The sequence below is a fragment of the Mucilaginibacter corticis genome, from assembly GCF_007558865.1.
Taxonomy (GTDB): Bacteria; Bacteroidota; Bacteroidia; order Sphingobacteriales; family Sphingobacteriaceae; genus Mucilaginibacter; species Mucilaginibacter corticis.
Window position 1 is genome coordinate 93,150 of the sequence record NZ_VLPK01000006.1, and the last position, 18,806, is coordinate 111,955.

At 43.4% G+C, this 18,806-nt stretch carries 20 protein-coding genes; 2 read left to right on the top strand and 18 right to left on the bottom strand.

Translation table 11 applies throughout. The features are described 5' to 3' along the window. Positions 1–78 precede the first annotated feature (78 nt). The 8 genes from FO440_RS22245 to FO440_RS22280 all read right to left on the bottom strand — a co-directional run bounded on the left by FO440_RS22245 (position 79) and on the right by FO440_RS22280 (position 10,435). Positions 79–690 (bottom strand): OmpA family protein, encoded by a 612-nt coding sequence (locus FO440_RS22245; protein ID WP_144250519.1) that lies wholly within the window; start codon positions 688–690, stop codon positions 79–81. 4 nt (positions 691–694) lie between these two features. Then, positions 695–2,311 (bottom strand): hypothetical protein, encoded by a 1,617-nt coding sequence (locus FO440_RS22250; protein ID WP_144250520.1) that lies wholly within the window; start codon positions 2,309–2,311, stop codon positions 695–697. After that, positions 2,304–3,086: a hypothetical protein gene (locus FO440_RS22255; protein WP_144250521.1), complete on the bottom strand. Its 783-nt coding sequence runs from the start codon at positions 3,084–3,086 to the stop codon at positions 2,304–2,306. The genes FO440_RS22250 and FO440_RS22255 overlap by 8 nt, the downstream gene beginning before the upstream one ends. Continuing rightward, on the bottom strand, positions 3,083–6,562 hold the full coding sequence (locus tag FO440_RS22260; protein ID WP_144250522.1) for a cell division protein FtsA: 3,480 nt from the start codon (positions 6,560–6,562) through the stop codon (positions 3,083–3,085). The genes FO440_RS22255 and FO440_RS22260 overlap by 4 nt, the downstream gene beginning before the upstream one ends. A gap of 3 nt (positions 6,563–6,565) precedes the next feature. Further along, complete coding sequence (locus FO440_RS22265) at positions 6,566–8,065, bottom strand: hypothetical protein (protein WP_144250523.1); 1,500 nt, start codon at positions 8,063–8,065, stop codon at positions 6,566–6,568. Between the two features lie 3 nt (positions 8,066–8,068). Continuing rightward, entirely contained in the window at positions 8,069–8,524 is a 456-nt protein-coding gene (locus FO440_RS22270; RefSeq protein ID WP_144250524.1) for a hypothetical protein, read from the bottom strand. Positions 8,525–8,527: 3 nt separating this feature from the next. Beyond that, positions 8,528–10,009 carry a hypothetical protein gene (locus tag FO440_RS22275; protein ID WP_144250525.1) on the bottom strand — a complete coding sequence of 494 codons (1,482 nt, stop codon included), beginning with the start codon at positions 10,007–10,009 and terminating at the stop codon, positions 8,528–8,530. A 216-nt stretch (positions 10,010–10,225) separates the two neighbouring features. Continuing rightward, complete coding sequence (locus FO440_RS22280; RefSeq protein WP_144250526.1) at positions 10,226–10,435, bottom strand: hypothetical protein; 210 nt, start codon at positions 10,433–10,435, stop codon at positions 10,226–10,228. Between the two features lie 123 nt (positions 10,436–10,558). On the opposite strand from FO440_RS22280, the gene FO440_RS22285 reads away from it, so the two are divergent. After that, entirely contained in the window at positions 10,559–11,347 is a 789-nt protein-coding gene (locus FO440_RS22285; RefSeq protein ID WP_144250527.1) for a competence protein CoiA, read from the top strand. 238 nt (positions 11,348–11,585) lie between these two features. On the opposite strand, the gene FO440_RS22290 is transcribed toward FO440_RS22285, so the two are convergent. The 7 genes from FO440_RS22290 to FO440_RS22320 form a co-directional block, all read right to left on the bottom strand. Beyond that, on the bottom strand, positions 11,586–11,999 hold the full coding sequence (locus FO440_RS22290; protein ID WP_144250528.1) for a BLUF domain-containing protein: 414 nt from the start codon (positions 11,997–11,999) through the stop codon (positions 11,586–11,588). Between the two features lie 240 nt (positions 12,000–12,239). Then, positions 12,240–12,386, bottom strand: a complete 147-nt coding sequence (locus tag FO440_RS24590) for a hypothetical protein (RefSeq protein WP_186292757.1) — start codon at positions 12,384–12,386, stop codon at positions 12,240–12,242. A 72-nt stretch (positions 12,387–12,458) separates the two neighbouring features. Then, positions 12,459–13,037 carry a helix-turn-helix domain-containing protein gene (locus FO440_RS22295; protein ID WP_144250529.1) on the bottom strand — a complete coding sequence of 193 codons (579 nt, stop codon included), beginning with the start codon at positions 13,035–13,037 and terminating at the stop codon, positions 12,459–12,461. A gap of 622 nt (positions 13,038–13,659) precedes the next feature. Further along, complete coding sequence (locus tag FO440_RS22305; RefSeq protein WP_186292758.1) at positions 13,660–14,376, bottom strand: RteC domain-containing protein; 717 nt, start codon at positions 14,374–14,376, stop codon at positions 13,660–13,662. Further along, positions 14,351–14,635, bottom strand: a complete 285-nt coding sequence (locus FO440_RS22310) for a hypothetical protein (protein WP_144250531.1) — start codon at positions 14,633–14,635, stop codon at positions 14,351–14,353. Before FO440_RS22310 ends, FO440_RS22305 begins: the two co-directional genes overlap by 26 nt. Next, a complete protein-coding gene (locus tag FO440_RS22315) occupies positions 14,632–15,861 on the bottom strand; it encodes an aminotransferase class I/II-fold pyridoxal phosphate-dependent enzyme (RefSeq protein WP_144250532.1) in 1,230 nt (409 codons plus the stop codon). The genes FO440_RS22310 and FO440_RS22315 overlap by 4 nt, the downstream gene beginning before the upstream one ends. Positions 15,862–15,976: 115 nt before the next feature. Next, entirely contained in the window at positions 15,977–16,207 is a 231-nt protein-coding gene (locus tag FO440_RS22320; RefSeq protein WP_144250533.1) for a helix-turn-helix domain-containing protein, read from the bottom strand. Between the two features lie 77 nt (positions 16,208–16,284). Between FO440_RS22320 and FO440_RS22325 the strand changes: the two genes are divergently transcribed. Next, a complete protein-coding gene (locus tag FO440_RS22325; protein WP_144250534.1) occupies positions 16,285–16,497 on the top strand; it encodes a hypothetical protein in 213 nt (70 codons plus the stop codon). Here the strand turns inward: FO440_RS22325 and FO440_RS22330 are convergent. From FO440_RS22330 to FO440_RS22340, 3 genes are all read right to left on the bottom strand, one after another. After that, positions 16,477–17,340 (bottom strand): hypothetical protein, encoded by an 864-nt coding sequence (locus FO440_RS22330; protein ID WP_144250535.1) that lies wholly within the window; start codon positions 17,338–17,340, stop codon positions 16,477–16,479. The two genes, FO440_RS22325 and FO440_RS22330, sit on opposite strands and share 21 nt — an antisense overlap. Before the next feature lie 13 nt (positions 17,341–17,353). Next, a complete protein-coding gene (locus FO440_RS22335) occupies positions 17,354–17,596 on the bottom strand; it encodes a hypothetical protein (protein WP_144250536.1) in 243 nt (80 codons plus the stop codon). 138 nt (positions 17,597–17,734) lie between these two features. Continuing rightward, positions 17,735–18,775 carry a PLP-dependent cysteine synthase family protein gene (locus FO440_RS22340; protein WP_144250537.1) on the bottom strand — a complete coding sequence of 347 codons (1,041 nt, stop codon included), beginning with the start codon at positions 18,773–18,775 and terminating at the stop codon, positions 17,735–17,737. Between the last annotated feature and the right edge of the window lie 31 nt (positions 18,776–18,806).

Sequence of the window (18,806 nt, forward strand, 5' to 3'; positions counted from 1 at the left end):
AAGCCATTAAACTTGAGCGTCCTAAGAAAACTATTTACCGCAAAAAACAGAATTAACACGTGCCAGGCTTGCGGCAAGCTATAATTTAGCGACGTCGCCGATTTTCGGCAAGATCTGAATGAGAATGCGTTGATTTTTATTTTCATCCGGGTCCCTGCCTACACCACCGATCCCCGAACCTGAAATTTGAAGTTCACAAATCGCCGGATCAAACTTGATATGGTGGCGTATCCACAAAACCCGGATCGACTGGGCGCGGTCATAACTAAGCTGAAAATTCTTAATGTATTGATCCTTGGAGGACATACCCTCAACGATGACAATATAACGTGTATCTTCTGTGCCGGTGAGCTGATGAAGGTGCACCAGCAGCTTGCTGATCGACATGCCCGCATTAACCAGGTAAGTCGTGTCTACAGGACTGATGACCGCGGCCTGGGAGCTGTAGTGGATATTCCTGGTTAGCTGGTAACGTTTGAATACCGGGTCGTATCTGAAATAATTGGTATCCAGGGCCTTCACGGCAGCGGTGATTTGTTTTATCTTATTCAGCTGTTGTTCGGTAACTTCCTGCTGAATTTTCATTTTGATGAAAGTCAGCACGTACAGGACCAGCATGATAAAAAACAAACTGGTCATCAGGTCTGTAAAACTTGGCCAGAAAAAACCGTCCTGCGCTTGTTTTTTCATTGAATTAATTTTGACGGCGGAAAAGGCGCTTGACCGCGCCGCCGATACCGGAATTTTTATCTGCCATCCAATCGGCGTGCACCTGCTCCACTAATTTAACCGCTTCACCGATGCTGCCATTTAGCTCTTTTAATAAAGCAGTGGTCTGCGTCTGGAAAGCCGCGTTCTCATTAAAAGTCGCCACCCCCTTATTGATCAATTTAAGTTCTGACAATTGTTTAAGTTCATCCAGGTCGCTCAGGGACTGCAAACTACCCAGTTCGTCCAGGCGTTTCAGGCTGGCCAGTTGCTCCAATTGGTCAAGTTGTTTTAAAAATTCCAGGTTGGACAGGCTGGTGCGGCTGTCCGCGAGCGCGGCTTTCAGCGCAAGCAGTTCCTCTGTCGTATGAAGTTTTAATTCCTGGCCGGACTGGCGAAAATGCGCCTGCAGTTCCCTGAACAAATTGGAAACAAATACCGATGTGTCACCCACCGCTGTTACAACGAGGTCTTTATGCTCGGACAACGTTTCGAAATGGTCCCCCAGGAATTTTAATAGTTTTTCACTCGTGTAGAGCCGGTCCTGAAGGGCTTCGGCGATTCGTTCGAAATTTTCAGACCGTTTCATCAGGTCGGTTACGCGTTCGGATAACATCTTGGACGAATCCACAAATTCATTCAGGTTTGACATACCCAGGTTGAATTTTTCGAACTCTTTTACGGACCGCTCTACTTCCCGGAACATATCGAGGTTGAAGCGTGACAATTTGACCATATCCAGTTCGTTGATCTCCCTTAAAATATTTTCCTGCATGACCAGGGCATCGTAATTCTGCCTGAAAATACCCGATAGGCTTTGAAGATTTTCAGCAAATTCATCATTAAATCGTAACAAGTTGTGCTGTAAAGAATTGAGCGATGCGCCGATGCTCTGGTTCATCACGGGAAGCAAAGCAGTTTGGATAAAAGAATAAAACGCGTTTTTTCGGTTTTCAACCTTGTTTCGCGAGCCTTTAAACACCCAGCCGGAACTTAAAATCGTGAGCCCAAGGCCGACGAAACTAGCGATCATCGCGATCCTTACACCGCCTATCAGCATCGTGATCCCTTGATTCAGCAAGATATCTTTCCCGGTCGGATCGACTGCCACGTCCAGGTTGGGCATTTTAGTAAGCCCGATGATGATCCCGATCATCGTAGACATCAAACCCAGGTAGAGTGGTATAGAGATCGTTTGGTTGATGTCTTCTTCCGCCGCGTCCATATTTCGCTCGGTAATGTCCTTGATCAAATGAAAATCAGCCGCCGCCATATTGTTGTGTATTAAATAGCGGTTAATTGCGGCAAGAATGTTTTGAAGCGATTTCGAGGCATTCTTACAACCAATCAGGTTGACGCTTACTGGCTTATGTTCGTCCGTCAAATGATATTGCTGTACCCCGATCTCGTCGGCATAGAAATCCCGCGACTCAGCGTCAGCGATAAGGCTATCTGTTACATCGACCGAAATTAAGCGAAACACCGCGTTAGCAGCAATAATATGTTCATAGTCGAAGATCTTCCTGATGTTCCAAAGAAATACCGATCCCTGGAATAGCAGGAAAAAAGCCAGAATGAGGTATTCTATGCCGTCATTATTCATAAAAAACTTTTGCTTTTTGGGTTACTACCCATTTATCATCTAGTAAGGTTGCCTGCCCGTCGCCTCCCGTAGGCGTTTTTACCTTTTTAGCATTCCTGCTGTAGGCGTTGACTGGTTCGCATACCGGGTCAATATTTTTGTCGGAATATTGCAGTGCCAGTTTAACCGCATCCTCGCGTTCATCTATCTTGAACATGGCCAGGTTGGGTGCAGTCTTTTTAAATCGATAAATGGACGCGCCCGGTTTGTAATTCATTTGTGCCGAACTCACATTAAAGCTGCCATCAGCGTTTGGGGTCGACAGGTAAAATATCTCTTCCGGGGTTTGCACCTCCTGTGGTTCCGGCGGCGTCGGTTCCCGCAACCCCGTTATTTCTTCAACAACAGGCAAACTTGGTTCTAGGGGCGCTTTGATCGGATCTGCCTGTAACAGCTGTAATGCGATCTTTATCTCTGCTAACTGATCCCCGAGTTTCGCGATAGCAAATTCATTGTCTGTACCCGTTGCGGAATGTTGGCGCCGGTTTAACGTGCGTATCTCATTTTCTGTATCCGCAACCGATCGCTTCAACCTTTCATGTCTTGCGTTTTGTTTCGTTTCGAACCTCGATTGTTTAATGATAAAAAAAATGACCAGCAAAAAGCATAAGTAAGGCAAAATTGCGCTAATAAGCGCGATATAGCTATGCGAATCTTTATTTTCAACATTAGGTTGGGCGTATGCAAAATCGTAAACCAGCAAAATGATACCGGTTAAGGTCATGGCTTTTTTCATTGCAGACTGCTTAAGTAATTCGTCATATTATAAATCACGCCGATTAGCGGCAAAAAGAAAAGGCTTTCTTCCAGTACCTTATCACGATCCTCTTCGGCATTCAAATTCATATTAAACTGAATGCCGTCAGCCAGGTAGTCGCCGAGCGCATCATTCACATGGCCTTTGAAATAATTAAATGAACGGCTGGAAACACTGAATTTGTCGAACAAAAATCCGTCATCATTCAGGTGAATAAAAATATCGTTAAATGCCGCCACTTCGCTCACGACAGCCTTCTTAATTGTATCATTAACTTCGTCGTAACGTAGTTTTTTGACCGAGGGGCCATTCTCGTCGTAATTTAAAACCCGCTTAACAGCATCAAGTTCAAATTCCGCGGTTTGCCCCATACTGAGCAGCCCCCCTTTGCTAGTCGCTTCTTTCGGGATTTTAGCATCAGTAATGATCTTTATCTTGTCAGGTGAATTTGTATGGTATACCGCCGCGAATAACCTGGATACTAATTGTTCGACATAACTTTTATCCGGAGAAAGAATATTGAGCACCTTTGAACCCGTTCCGCTCATAAATACATAAGTCGGCATTTCCACCCCACATGTCTTCATCCAGTCCGCGACATGATAAATGATAGCTGAAAAGAAATACAGGAAAACAATTTTTAGTTCCTCGTCATTGTTCAATAGCATATCATAAGAAAACAACGTCCGGTCGGCTATTTTCGGGTTACCTTCCAACGAAAACAAAAAGGCATTGATATCTGCCGATTTTCCGCGGAGGCACACCTGCTCTAATGCGGAAAGGACTTGTTTATAATCATTGTTTGCTCCCAGTTCCTTTTTAAAATGCGGCAAATGTTTTCCGAGCATCCCCAGATCGTCCTTGCGCAGCGACAAAAATGCGTCACCGAATAAGGTATTGGCGGCAAACTTGAAGGAAGTGAGGAAAAGCGGGGCGTTATTTTTAAAAATAACCACGTCCGATGTTCCGCCACCGATGTCTATGGATACCGCCGGGGTATGATTGCCCCCGGGAATAATATTCGAAAACTTGTAATAATAGAAAGGCGCCAGGGACTCCGGCATGTTAAAAACGGAAACGCTCGGCGGGAAATAAATTGCTATCGTTTTTTCCCAAAGTTGCTTTAGCGTCGCTACCCGGCTTGGCTGCATACTCGTAGGGTAAAACCACGTAATTTTAGTTTCGCTCAGCCTTCCCTTATTGATCAGGATCTTATTCCGGATCAAAAACAGGAGCTCTTCAAAATAAGCTTTAACCTTATTGAAGTTTTCCGTGTTATGCTTTGACCACTTCAGGTCAGTTTCAAAATCGCTATTATAACGAAAATCATTCTTTTCATAAATAAAAGGGATATTGTAATCCGCAAGTGCGGCCGTCTCATTACTGCCTAAGTTCGGCGTTAATGCCAGTACGGTCCGGTGAGGGAAACTAAACTCTGATTGGGGGCGCCCGATCTGGAAAGGAACGAATTCCTCCAGGATAGACTCACGGATCGCGATAGCGCCGCTGCCGGAAAAGTCTTCGCTGGTGGTGTCCGGGTCAAAAAGCGTTGCGATCTGGATTTCATTCGGCCCGATGTCAAATGGCCGGGGTACCGGATTTTGAGAGGTACGGTACTCCATATGGGTATTCGTCGTTCCAAAATCAATTGCAAAATCATAGGTCACATTACCCTGGTGGAACGGTTGCCAGTCGGGAATGATCAGACCGCTAGCGGCAGGAGATTTGACACTTACAAAATCAAATTCTTCATTTACAATATAATATTTCGTGCCCAGATTATGGACACGTTTATTACTGCGCGTTTTTTCTTTATTTTCGATTTGACGATACCCTTTATCCGTGTCCGCGAAAAATTCGAGCCGGTAATCCAAAGCCGCGAATTGGTTGTTCGTATTTCTGTCTACCAATTGAACCCGGTACAGCGCTGACAATTCAGGGATGCGCGTCCTGAGGAATGGGAACAAAGTGATCCCGACCTCGTGCTCCCGGATCAAGCCGCGGTTGGTCTGCTCTATCTCTAAAACCGGTATATCCTTTTCAGTATCATAATAAGTCCGTTCAATGGGCACATAGCTGCCATTGGCTAAAGGGATTTGCAGTTTGACAAGCACAGCGCCAACATGCTGCCTGATTTCGATCTTTGGCGCTCCTGCCAGGCCTGACTTTAGTTGATCAACGGTAAAGTACTCAAAGAATTTAGGTTTCAGCGGTATTAGGTATCCCTTATTTGCAAACCCCGCGTCTGCATGGTAGTTCCCGTTAAAAAATCGTTTACTGACCGGGTAAACCAAACGGATCAACACCGGCTCCAGTAAGTCACTTACCACCAAATGAGGATAAATTACGCCGGAACCGGGTAAAGGGCGATCATTAACCGGTAAATGATAGACGTTTGGTACCTTTGTGTCATTGTTCCATGGCCCATCCAAATACAGGTGCCCCTCCTGTAAGTCATTTCTAAGGATCAGTGCAGGATTTTCCTGATCCTGTTTCGCGGAGTCGATACGCAGCGCGCTGCTTCTCGCCTTGGTTTTTACGGCTTCTGTCTGGGCTCGCTGCCGGGCATCAGCTGCCCTTTGCTCAATTTCAGGATTTAACATCATTAAGGGCAAATGCTCCCCGGCCGCATCGAAGATTTTCAGGCCCCCAATACTGGCATAGGACATTTCCGCCATAGCCGGGTTATCCTCAATTTGACTGATCATCTGAAAGAGCGACCTGGCCCCTTCCGTACCCATATTTTTTAACGCGGCTTTGCTCTTGGAAACATAAGCTGAAAGCCAGGGCATAAGATTGTTTAAAGCAGTGTACTTTTTAAAATAAAAATGAACGAATCGTTGAAATTGCTCCGATCGCAAATACAAAGGCTTGGGCTGGCTGAACAATTGCTGCCCATCCACACGGATATCAAGCGCTTTGAGATCATTCTCCCCTGGACAAAACAACGTGACAGGCGAAGTCATGCCAATCACATTGTATTTATACTTGATCAGGTACAAGTTCGCTGTCAAATCAAAATTGTAAACCCTGGCATCCTGCTGGATGAAAAGCTTAAGCGCCTCCCCAAAGTCACGTGTATCCGCGTTGCCTACCAGCGAACTGATGTCATTAACCAAATTCCAGGGAATGACCTTAAAATCTTTACTAAAATCAGCGTAATGAAAAAACAATTCCAAAAAGTCAAGCGTGCAGGAAACCAGCCGTTCATCTTCAGCGCTTGCGATGACCTCGCCATCCGTCTCTGACATTTGAAGTTTTGCTGTCCTGTTGATATGCTCAAAAGCGATTCGGATCAGATCAAGCCGTGCGAAAGGACTGGGTATCGCTGTCGGCAATTGCACCTGCCCCCCACCTTCCGGATCTTTGATCTTCTCGATGATATTTTCATCATAGATAACTGAATTGAACCAGTGCCTGCCGTCCTGTCCGGAAAAACCAAATATTTCGCTCATAAATCAGGATTTTATCTTAAAGTATTTTTGAAGAGTATCTTGTGTAGCCTGGTGGAAAATATGCACCAGTTTTTCTTTATTGTCTGCATAGTCACGCTTTTTAGACGCAGCGTTTAAACTCGCGTTCACGTGTTTGTAATTAAACTTTTTAAAAGAATACCAAGGCGTTTTCGCAGGATGTTCCGTAATGAAAGTCCGGACATCGGCTTTTAAATTAAACGGATCAAAGCCCCTCCCGTTTTCCGCCATTTCGTCAAGCCATATGGCAAATTCGTCTAAAAACTCCCTGAGATGGGTATTGTAAAATCCATCCCGCAATAAATCCGGCTCGACCTTAGGTGTCATAATGGCCCAGGTGGTTTTTTCCATGGCGTTGGATAACTCCTCATCGAGATATTTTTTAAACAGGGAAAGTTGCGCCAGGCTTTTACGGATCTTACTTAAAGTTTCATCCTCCAGGTCCTTGAATTTGAGCTTATCCGCTTTCACCTTTACTCCGAATTCTTTATAAACGGAACGCTGTACAGTTCCATTTGAATTTTTGAGCTGCGTGTCATTCATCGATAAAAAGTCAAATATTCCCAAGGCCGAAGCAAGTTCGGCAAAGTGTGCGTTATTCTTTTGACCGCCATTTCCCGGATCATTTTTATACGCTTTGCCATTCAATGAATCCGCGAAGTAGTACATCACGTTGATCACCCCATCCAGGTTGCTTTGATAATAGGAAAGCGCCGCCCGGGTTTTAGCGATAAAAACCGACTTTTGTATAGGTGATTTGGTGTCTTTGGCGATATTAAAATAAGGAAGCACCGTCACCGCGCCGATTTTGGCATCCCTCAGGAAGCCCGCGCTATCCACGTCTGCCTGCATAGCGTTGCGGATATTTTTTACAATAATTGGCGCACCGGCCGCTCCTGTTCCCCCGAAAATCGAGCTGATCACCATTATCCGGTCCTCATTTGTAAAACTCGAGGCGAATTCCCTGAACTCAGCAGAATCTTTAAATTGATTCAAGACCACGCTGCCGATATTCGGGTTGCCGATAAAACCGATATCCATTTCAATATCAAGCAGGTCAATGGGCTGATTTCGCTTATCCACCGTGGTACCGGAAAATAAGACCTGCGCCAAACTTTGACTGGCTTCATTCATTTGGTTAAAACCAATATAATCTTTGAACTTACTTCCCGATACTTTCTTCAAATCGTAAGTAAATGTATCCGGAAGCGCCGACGTTTTGGGGTTCAGCCCCCGCAAATTACTAATCGCGGTACCAAAAAAACCATTTCCGTTCCTGATCGCTTTGGTAATCGCCATATAGTTTTCCAGCAGCGTGGTCGTTCTTTGAAAATCAAGATTTGTACTATGGGGATCCATTATAATGGGCACGATTTGATACGCTTCACCACTATCTGGTTTCACACCGGCTGCTAAAAGCATCGTAAAAGCTTTCAGCACGCGCGACCCTGTTCCGCCAACTGCGAAAATGTAAAGTTTCTTCATACCTTAGTTATTTTTATAAAATGTGGTAAAAACGTTATTGGTACTCATCCGTCGGATCCAGGGCAGCCCGGTCACTAGCATGGCAAGTATCAACCCGCACAGGACATTAAAAAAACAGACGCCGATCACATCCAATCCATTCAGCATCAAATCCTTACAATGATGTCCCGGAGAAATTGATGAACCTATTACAAAGTAAGCGGCAATGAAATTTACGATGGCGATGATCAGTTCGACGAACCACCAGGTCGCTACAGGACGTTTTGGCGGGCTATCGATCGCAAAATACTGCATGCCTATCCCACCAAGTGTAATTATTAAAAACGATATCGCCAGGTAGGTCGCGTAAGGCGTGCCGTAATACCCGGAACAGCGAATATCAAAACCTTTTAAGTGGGTCAGCATATCGCCCGTGATGAAATGGATGTCTTTTCCTATAGAATAAAGCCAGTCAAACATGATTTACTTCTTTACGGTGATTTGAACTTCTGTTGATTTATTTTGATGAGGAGGGGCGTAAAAAGCGTCGTAAACCCCCTGTATCAGGTATTGTAAGCCAAATGTCTTGCGCATTTCCAAGGGGTCCCTGATGTTACGGTCATCCATTGAACTGCCCGCCATTACCCATCTCGGCGGTTCTGCTTTGGTATAGACGTGAAGATCCTGGTCATCCAGCGCAGTTGTCGACAAATGCAACCGGTGGGTATAGCTCGCATTTGCCGGATCTTCACCAGCCGTCAAACGATTTATCGTCAGTTTATAATTATGATCATGCACGTAATTAGCCGTATCGTCATAAAAAGCCAGGTCTTCCATATCTTTGCTGTAGTCAACCAAAAAGTCAAAGGCAAAGATGTTATTTGTCTCGCCCGGTTTGGCGCCATGAATATCACCAGACGCCCCATCAGTCATTTCAAACTCCCCCTGTTTATTGGTGTACAACAGCTTATGTGCATGGATAAGCGGGACAGCTTGTTTATAAACCACCAGGCTATGATCGACCCCGCCTTTAATATTGTTTAAAAGACCATTTTTACGAATGGCATTGATCTCCGCTTTCGGGCCAAACAACCAGATATAAAAAGGGCGGTTGCCGGAAATAACAGTGGGCCTGTCATTTTCATCAAAATATTTTCCTGAAACATTAGACCGCAGCTGAATAACCTCGACCGCTAAATCAAAATGTTGTATTTTTTGAGCAAAGGAGATTTTGATACCGGTACTCTGCTGTTGCAAAGAAAGGGCCGCGTTTTGACCCCGGCCCGGAGAAAAAACGAAATCAGAGACCAGCATATTGACGTGCCGGTCATCGGTACTGTCCAATACTTGCTGAAACAATCTGCGCATATCCGATGAGCTCCGGTTACCCCCATTTTTCCTGAAAGTCTGCGGGTCCAGGTTCTGGATAAATTGCAATAACGTATTCGAACTTGCATTTTGTTGCCTGAACGTGATTTGATTGTTGATATAATAAAGATTTGTACCTGTAAAAGCCCCGTCCGAATTGATCACGTTACCTAAAAGCGAATAGACCGCGTCTTTGAAACCAGTCTGGCCATTGACATAAGCATCCATACTTTCTGAATCTTCCATGTAAACATTGAAGCTTGGCTTTCCTTTGGGTGGTATAGGTTTTACGCTGCCCGAATATACATCCTCTTTATTGATCCTGATACCGGCAGCTTCACAGGTGCTGGTAATAAAAGTGATCACCTTATTCGTGTCAATTTTATTTGCAGTGTAAAACTGGGGATCACCATGATCTGTTTTATCTGAAACCAAATTTATAAAGTCCCTGAGTTCTTCCTTTTTTATTTTTCCGTCCTGGCCCAGCTCAATCGCCTTATCCTGCAAATTCTGCCCGCAGGAACTGAAAAAAAATAAAGCTGCAAAAAAGCCTGGCAAGTACAGGATACTCCTACGACGTAAGTAAAAATTATTCATGAAAATAAATTATAGATCAATTAGTAAACCCGGGCCGCTACGGCCATGATTTTAATTTATTGAAAAACGGGTTGCGTATGCAGGATCATGGGATAAGGTTATTGGTCAATAATTTGTTTAAGTCCGCTGAATTTAAAGAGTTAAATTCATAAATACAAGAACTAATTCATTTTCAGTAATTTTAGCTATTTCAAGGTGGTGATACGTTAAAAATCCTCAGCCATGATCGCATTCCCGCGAACAATAATAACAACCGTCAACTTTTGTGTAATATTTTCCGGCCTCTTCCACTGCCGCGTGACAATCATTAAATTCACCTAAATAGGTACGATTTTCGACATTTGGCAAGAAAGAGCAAGCCTGGTTGTGAACTTCATGATCGCCGCTGGTTTGGGCGATATCATGAACATAATATTTTTGTGCCATATTAAAGATTTTATTTCAAATCTAAACCTAAGTAAACATGAATTTTTACGGGAAACCGTAATGATGAAAATTTAGTCTACGCGTAATTTTTACTTATATTTCTATCCTCTAATCACTTAAGCTATGCGTTTTGCATTAATCAATAACAAACGGGTGGAAGCTGAACCAAACCTGACCGGGATATGCGCGGGTTGCGGGATGCAGGTAATTGCCAAGTGCGGAACACAACGTATTCATCATTGGGCCCATCGCAGTAAAGTATGTGATCCCTGGTGGGAGCCTGAAACGGAGTGGCACCGCAACTGGAAAAGCAATTTCCCCCTTGAATGGCAGGAAGTCATCCTGAAAGATGATCAAACAGGAGAAAAACATATTGCTGACGTTCGTACTGCAAATGGCCTGGTCATTGAATTTCAGCATTCAGCCATTAGCCCCCTGGTGCGCTCATCCCGTGAAGCCTTCTATAGAAATATGATCTGGGTCGTCGATGGCACCCGCTTAAAACGGGAACATCAGCGATTCCTTTTAGCCAAAGACCAGTTTTTCGAAATAAGCCAAAATAGTTTTCTGCCTGGCGATCCTGGACATTGCCTCCCGAAAGCATGGCTGGCCAGTCCTGTGCCGGTAGTATTTGATTTCAGGAGTGATCTATGGCTATCGGGTTCATTCATGATTCGGGATCATTTGTATTGCCTTTTTCCGGTAAGTATCGGGCAGTCCGTATTGCTTGAAAAGATCCCGGTCAAAAATTTTATCGATGACGCACTTAATGGAAAATCTCCCCTTCGTCTCCGGAGTTACCTGAATGACAAAAGCAAATTTCTTATCAATCTGCAAAATCAACTCGCCATGCTGCAGCAAATGCCCCAAAGAAGGTCAACAGTAAATTTTCCACCCCTGATTTTCAAATAACACCGTGGTTTTTAAGCAACAATGATGACCGTCCCGAGTTATAATAAGTTTTTACTATCTAATCATCCCCAATCGTTGCGCGCTTACCTTATCAAGCTCCAAAATTATTTCCCCATTCATTATTTTATACTTTGTAAACGTTTATAACCGTGAGACTGTGCAAAAACCCACGTTTATAAATGCATCAATAAGCCATCTAATTATTAAATTAATAGCATTCCCCGCAGTTTTTGCATAGCTAGCGCAAATTCGTGTTTACGAAGGTCTTCAGCATGGTAAAAACCGGGTGTTCTAAATCTGAGGGCCAGTCTTTAATGGATTGCGGATCGGTATAGGCTTGCAGTTGCGCGGCTTCCTCGCCGTTCGCCTGGTGAAATCCCATGTTCCAGTTAGCAAATATCCGTTCTTCCAGCTCCCCTTCATCGATTACGATAAGGTTCTTATGCCGGTTGTCGGTCTGAATGCGGCTATACGTGTCCGCCAGATCCGACGGCTCGCCTTCGAGCAGCTGTATAAAGCTGCCATCATGATACAGCAATAAACCGGTCAGGTTATTTTTGACATTATTGATCCTGCTGATAGCCAATATTTGCTCCAACTCTTCCCCGCTGAACAATTTGACGGCTGTACTGAGATAAACGAGGTAATTCATCCAACGAAGATACAGTTCAGCCCTGAACTTTCTGCTATACGACCAGCAAGCCAGCTTAAAGTTCTTTAGCTTGTTGTCAAAGTGTTTAAATTTTTAATTAACGGTATTGTTGGTTTTAGTTCCGATTGCTTTACTATGTATTAAATTAAAAATCAAGAAATCAGAAAGGATGTTCCAAAATATAAGAAACAAATCCGCTGACCGATGAATTTAGGTTTTGATGCGCCGTTAAGAGGAGATTTATTTAGTGCTTTTGAGGTCTGATATGACATTAGGAACACCGGCTTTAGCAATAAAGACCTTAGCCTGGGCTATTTTCCTGACAACATAAGCGTCATTTGCATGGCTTTTGCTGTTTTTTGTAATTGCTTTTTTAATTGACGCCATTATAATTTTCTCACCTATCAATTCAGATATAGCGTAAACTAGCTTTTTGATTATTTGGAACACTACATCAATTTATTGTGCGGCCAACAGTTCAAGGGTCTCTTCATTTATTTTAAGATCCGGATTGATCTTATGGACCGTTGCCACAACTTTATTTCTTTCCAAGGCAATGCGGCTCGTAGGAATCAGGTCTTCGAAACAGATATTCAAAAGTCCATGAATAAGCACAAAATCACGCATAGAAAAAGAGCATATTCCATTAATTAATTCGGAAATGTAGCTTTTGCTGGAATGCCCTAAAATTGTTCCAAAATCCTGTTGTGTTAATGACAGTTCTTTTAATTTGTGTTTGATCAGTTCTTTGCGTTTTGCAAAAAATATACGTTCCTTTTCAATTATTGCTTCGGCCGCATCGCTTTCCGCAATCAATTCATCGGAGACATCCCCGTTCATCCAATTTTTTTCTTCGTAAGCTTGAATCAGCCCTTGTAATTCGGTTCGCTTATGCGCTAATTCAGGATGTTCTTTTACAATCAAACGAAGTTGACGATAAAACATAATTGCACGTTCGTGCTCAACTTCGGAATTGATCTTTCCAATTTTTAAAATAGCATCCAAATCTGCCTGGATATTCAATCTTGTATCTTTCATATAAGTCCTCTGTTTTTAAGCCATTTAGCAATTGTATTCTTATCATTTTTAAAAATCCGCTCATAAGCTTCATGGTCATCAGCCCAAACTGCGTCAGCTGTACCATCTTCACCCAGCTCTATTAACACCAATGTTCTATGAACATTAATATCGAAAAAATAAAAGCCATCATTATGAACTTGGTCTGCATCAGGCCTGCTTGCTATGACTTCTTCTTTACTTTTCCAATCGTTTTATTCGATATCAGCAATCAATTCATCAATCGCTTCACACAGCAACCTGTTGCCTATGTTCTTTGATTTTAGCTTTAATAACGGTTTCTTACTAACAAATTTCATATTTAATGATTAAACAAAGTTCGGTAAATTTCCGAACTTTAGCAAGTGTACTACTGATTTTTAAATTTTTTAATTAATGCATTTGCTGTGAAGCGCGTTAAGCAAGGATTATGCAATTGTTTAAACGTTGAATTGTAAAAGATGCACAGCCTTAAATGGTCTTTGTAATCGAAAATCAAGGTATTCACCTCTGGACTTTTTACGTTTGATTGTGATTACTGAACTATTCATTTATCAGACAAAAATAAATGTAACGAGGTTTTGGAGTGGTAGATAATTGCGGGTTATTTTGTTTTTTTAATGCTGTAGCTGTCTTCTATTTGTTGCCTGACGGTTGCGGCCATTTGGTCGATGTAGTTGGTGGGGCTGATCACCTTCCGGCGTTTGATGTCGGTGTACATGCGGTAGGCGGCATCGCCGGTGATGGTGATGTTGAATGCATTTGACAGGGCTTCGACGATATCGGAGACTTCGGCTTTGATCTGATGCGTATGGTAAATACCGTAGGCCAGTTCAACGAGGTTTACCTTGTCACCGGTCCACACCAGCTTTTGAACAGCCGGCTTTTCGCTGAGCTGTTCAATCAAATAATATTGAATTTTTTCGTAGGCAATGAATTTCGCAAAAAGATAATCCATCCTATAAGGTATGGGTTCGCTATCCTTTAAGAAATAACGATCGTCTAATTCTGTACAGTTATTCCGGTAATACTGGTAATGAAAAGCGTGATTCCTAAAAAAACGGATGATAAAAACCAGTTCCTGGTGAAAATAGGTTTTGCGTATTTCCAAAGTGCCCAAAGGCATATTATTGAGGATATTGAAATATTCAACCTCATAAATGCGCTGCGCATATAAATTTGGTTTCGTGACTTTATAAAACTGGATCTCGGCGTCCCGGTTTTCGAATACCGGGACTTTGAGGTCATTAATTTGTTCGTTGATGGCGATGAGTCTGGTGCGTAATTCACCGATATCATAACCAGAGGAGGGCTTGTTCATGTTCATTGAGTTCAAAGGGTAAATGGAGGGCGATCCATTGGTCGATCAGTTCGCGGTAAGGGCTGTGGCTCAGTTCCGGATACCGACCCGCGGAGATGAACCAGAGCACCATAAAATCTTCCTTGACGTTCCAGGCTTTTTTTCGTTTGATGGTATTGGTACTGATCTCCCGCAGGAGTTTCAGGAACAGTTGTTTTTCTTCCGGCGGCAGGCCCAGTTCCCTGCAGGCCTGCCGGTAAACCTGGGCAATAGAGTTCATAAAGAAAATTCTCGTTTGATATCCGACCAAATGTTCAAAACCTCATCCATCTGCGCCTTGCTGTGCCGCGCCGTAATACCCATCCTGATCCTCGCATCCTTCATCGAAACTGCGGGATAATTGATCTGGTTGGCGTAAACGCCTTTCTGCTGCAAAGCGTAACAGATCTTCGCATTTTTGATCTTATCACCCACCCTGACCGGAAAAATAGCGGACTGGGTATTGCCGATATTCAAACCCAATTGCTGCAGGCCATGCCGGAAGTATTTACAGTTATCCTTTAAGACCGACATCCATAATGGTTCTTCATCTATTAACTCAATTGCTTTAACAATTGACAATGCTGCCGGCGATAAGCTGGCAGAAAACAAATGCTGTTTACTCTGATACTTCAAATAATTCACCATCTCCTTACTCCCCACCACATAGCCGCCAATATGACCAAAAGTTTTACTGAAAGTACCCGTAATCAGGTCTACATCGTTCCAGGCATCACAAACTTCAATCAAACCACGACCCGTTTTTCCGATCACACCCGTACCATGCGCATCATCTACCATCAATTTAGCCCCATATTTCTTACACAAACCAATAATCTCCCGCAAAGGTGCCAGATCCCCATCCTGAGAATAAACCCCATCAATGATCACCAAAACCAATGGATGTTTCTTACCCGCCATTTTCAAAACATGCTCATAAGCATTCAAATCATTATGCTTCACCGTTTTCCGGTTAAAACACTGGCAGCCCTCCATCACACTCGTATGCACACCGCTATCCATGATCACCAAATCATCTCTCGTCAAAATAGCCTGCAAGGAAGCGCTATTGGAAGTATAACCCGTGGTATAAATAATCGCATGCTCTTTTCTAAAAAATTTTGCGATTGCCTTTTCTAATTGTTCAATATAATCATAATGCCCGCCGATGGCCGGGCTTGCGCCAGCCCCAGTGCCGTATTTATTTATACCGTCCACTGCCGCTTTGATTACGGCCGGGTGCTGTGTGAAACCGAGGTAATCATTCGAAACAAGGCTTATCAGCCTTTGGCCGTTCATGCTGATGACGGGGCCACAGCCGCTGTCAACCTGTAAGCGGTAATTGAGCTGGTGTTTTAAAGTTTGATCATCCAAATAAGCCTGAAATAATTTCGCCCTTGCCCAGGCATCCATACCGGCGATGTATTCGAAATCCCGGAAACTGTTGTTGTCAAAATTCTGCTTCATGTTTTCTAATAATTTCCGACAAAGAAATCACGAAAAACAGGCACGAATCAAGTGGGAAAATGGTAGTACTACCATCTTTATTTTCTTTTAAAACGTATTAAAGCTAGTTGAAAAATTAATTTTCCAATAATTGTGCAGGTTCAATTTCTAGGGCTATCGCTATCAAATAAATCATACTAACTGATGTATTGATTTCACCCAATTCTATACGTGCAATTTGGCTATAACTGACGCCAATTAAATCCGCGAGAACGGTTTGACTTATATTAGCTTTGGTGCGGTACTTCCGAACATTCATGGCAAGCAGTTCAATTGCTTTAGGTTCAGATATGTGCCGTCTTGCCATAAAGGCAAAACTGCAAACAGTATTATTAGGAAATATAGCATAAATGCTATATAATTGTTTTTGAGTAATCGATTGCTATGAACGAATCCATTCTGTTGAAATCTATCCATCAATTGCCACTTAGTATAGAACTAAAAAAAGCCTGCTTATTAAACAGGCTTGGGAATTTGAGTGACTTGTTAAATTTACACATGAACGATATTTTGGAGCTGCCGTATTTTAATCATCACTTGTGGAATGAATACGTGGCCTTCCTGGAACAACATGGTTTAGGCTACCATCTCAACTAAGAGCTTGTCCAGATACTCCAGCATTTGCTGCACGAATTTCCTAAGTTTACGTATGATGCGTTCATCTTTCAAATGAAATTTTACACTTAAACTATGGGCCGATAAATCCACTGCCCGTTTAGTCGAAATATTATTGACCAGCTTTTCCGCCAAAACTTCCAGGTTCGGTTCATCATAAAATTTCAGGTCATATAACATCTTATACCATAAGCCTACGCAAAAAATATTCATTGTATGTAATAACTTGAACGGGTTGCCGAATTTATCATCCGGTTCGAGCGCAGCGATCATCGGCAGTTCCGCATCAATCCAGTTACAAAGCTGAACACTGATTTTCTCCGATTTAGGTTCAAATCGATGGTCAGCCAAATGGGAGTCCTGAAGGACAAGTGTTTTGCAGTGTAAGATCTCATTCAATTTTGCTTTCTTGCTTGTATGAGCATCCAGCTTGCTTTTGACCAAGCGGTAGCAATAGGCGAAAAAACGCTGGTGATTAAAGTCCATCCGGATGAGCTGGGACACGACAGCCTCCTGTTCGGAACCGCAGGGCAGGTTTTCCCAATCAATCGTTTCCAGAAGCGCGAAGAATCGCCGCAACCAGGTATAATCACTCCATGTTAACCGCCGGCCTTTGTTGTTGAAGTTGCGTACGGGGATATGGGACACCTCTATTAAGATTTCATCAATGCCCTTTTGGGCAAAAAGATGATGCAGCTTTAGCCAACGTTCTTCTAATAGCACTGATTGCCTTTCGATAAAGGCCATTGGTAATAAAGTTTTTTTGCTGATGCGTAAGGGCAGGGTATTTCTCAGACTAGCCAGCAGCTCTAACAATACATTCATTTCTCCCCTATCACTATCCCTGACCTCGTACAATTTGTCGGCACATAGTCACCAGCCTGTTCATCAAAATATCCTGAAAGTTTCGGATATGTGCTTTGCGGTCAAGGGTGGTCAGGTGCCTGGCAACAATTTGTTGCGTGCGTTTACATTCCAACGCGAGTAATTTAATGGATGTTTCATTGGAGCTATGGTGTTTAGCATTCGCAACAATCTCGTTCACCAGGTTTTCAAGGCCTTCAGTTGCATAGTTGATCATAGGTATATTTAGGTTTTAATTATCGCCAAAAAAGGTGCACGCCGAAACCCGGCTGCACCTCCATTTTTTACCGCTGACGCTACCTGCGGCTTGATTTACATTTAACTATTTCTGATCTAAAGAACGAGCGTAACATTTTTAAACCCTGGCCAGTACCCGGTGAGCGATCAGCTTTATATCCTTAGCCAGGTAATGGTCTTTTACAGGTTCCGTTTTAAAGAGGTCGGTACTCAAATATTTTTTATTGTCATCCGGGAAGATGGTCACTACAGGCTTGCCGCCATAAGCTTGTTGTAATTTGATGGCCCCTATCAAGTTAGCGCCTGAAGATATACCCACCGATAAACCGAGGTTTTTGGTGAGCAACTGTGCCATCAATATCCCGTCCCCATCATTTACCTGCACGATGCTATCCAGTTTTTCCAGCTCGACAATGCCGGGGATAAAGTCGTCGCTGATCCCCTGGATACGGTGGCTGCCGCATTTGACGCCCGTAGAAAGTGTCGGACTTTCTGCAGGTTCGAGCGGATGGATCTTAATATTCGGAAATATGGTCCGCAAGTAATTGCCGACACCCATTACCGTTCCGCCGGTTCCAACGCCGGCAACAAATGCGGCTGGCTTGAGTTCTTCCAATAATAAGGAATGACCTATTTCTCTGCCCGTCGTTTTTTCATGCGCTTCCACATTGTACTGGTTATCAAATTGCCTGGGCAGAAAAACCCCGTCTAACTTGCTCATCGCCTCAGCGATCCGGATGCTGCCGGGAAATCTACCTTGCTCTTCACTAACCAATTGTATCTCTGCACCATAGCCTTTGATAATGGCCCGTCTTTCCAGACTCATCCAGTCCGGCATGATGATTTTTACTTTGGCACCGATCGCTTTGCCTATGGCCGCAAATGCAATTCCTGTATTGCCGCTGGTTGCTTCCACAATCGTATCTCCCGGTTTGATCTTTCCCTGTTCGCAGGCTTTCTGTAAAATGTATAAAGCCATCCTGTCCTTAATACTGCCGGTTAAGTTATATTGTTCGCATTTCACCAATACTTCCTGCGGCGCGCCGCCACGATAACTATACGAGATCGCGATAAAGGGCGTATTCCCGATGAGTTTCCATAAGCTGGCCACCTGGGTACTTTGGCTCAATTTGCAATTATCAGTGAAGGTCGGTTTCATGCGGTTAATGCTTTAAAAAATGCATAAGTTT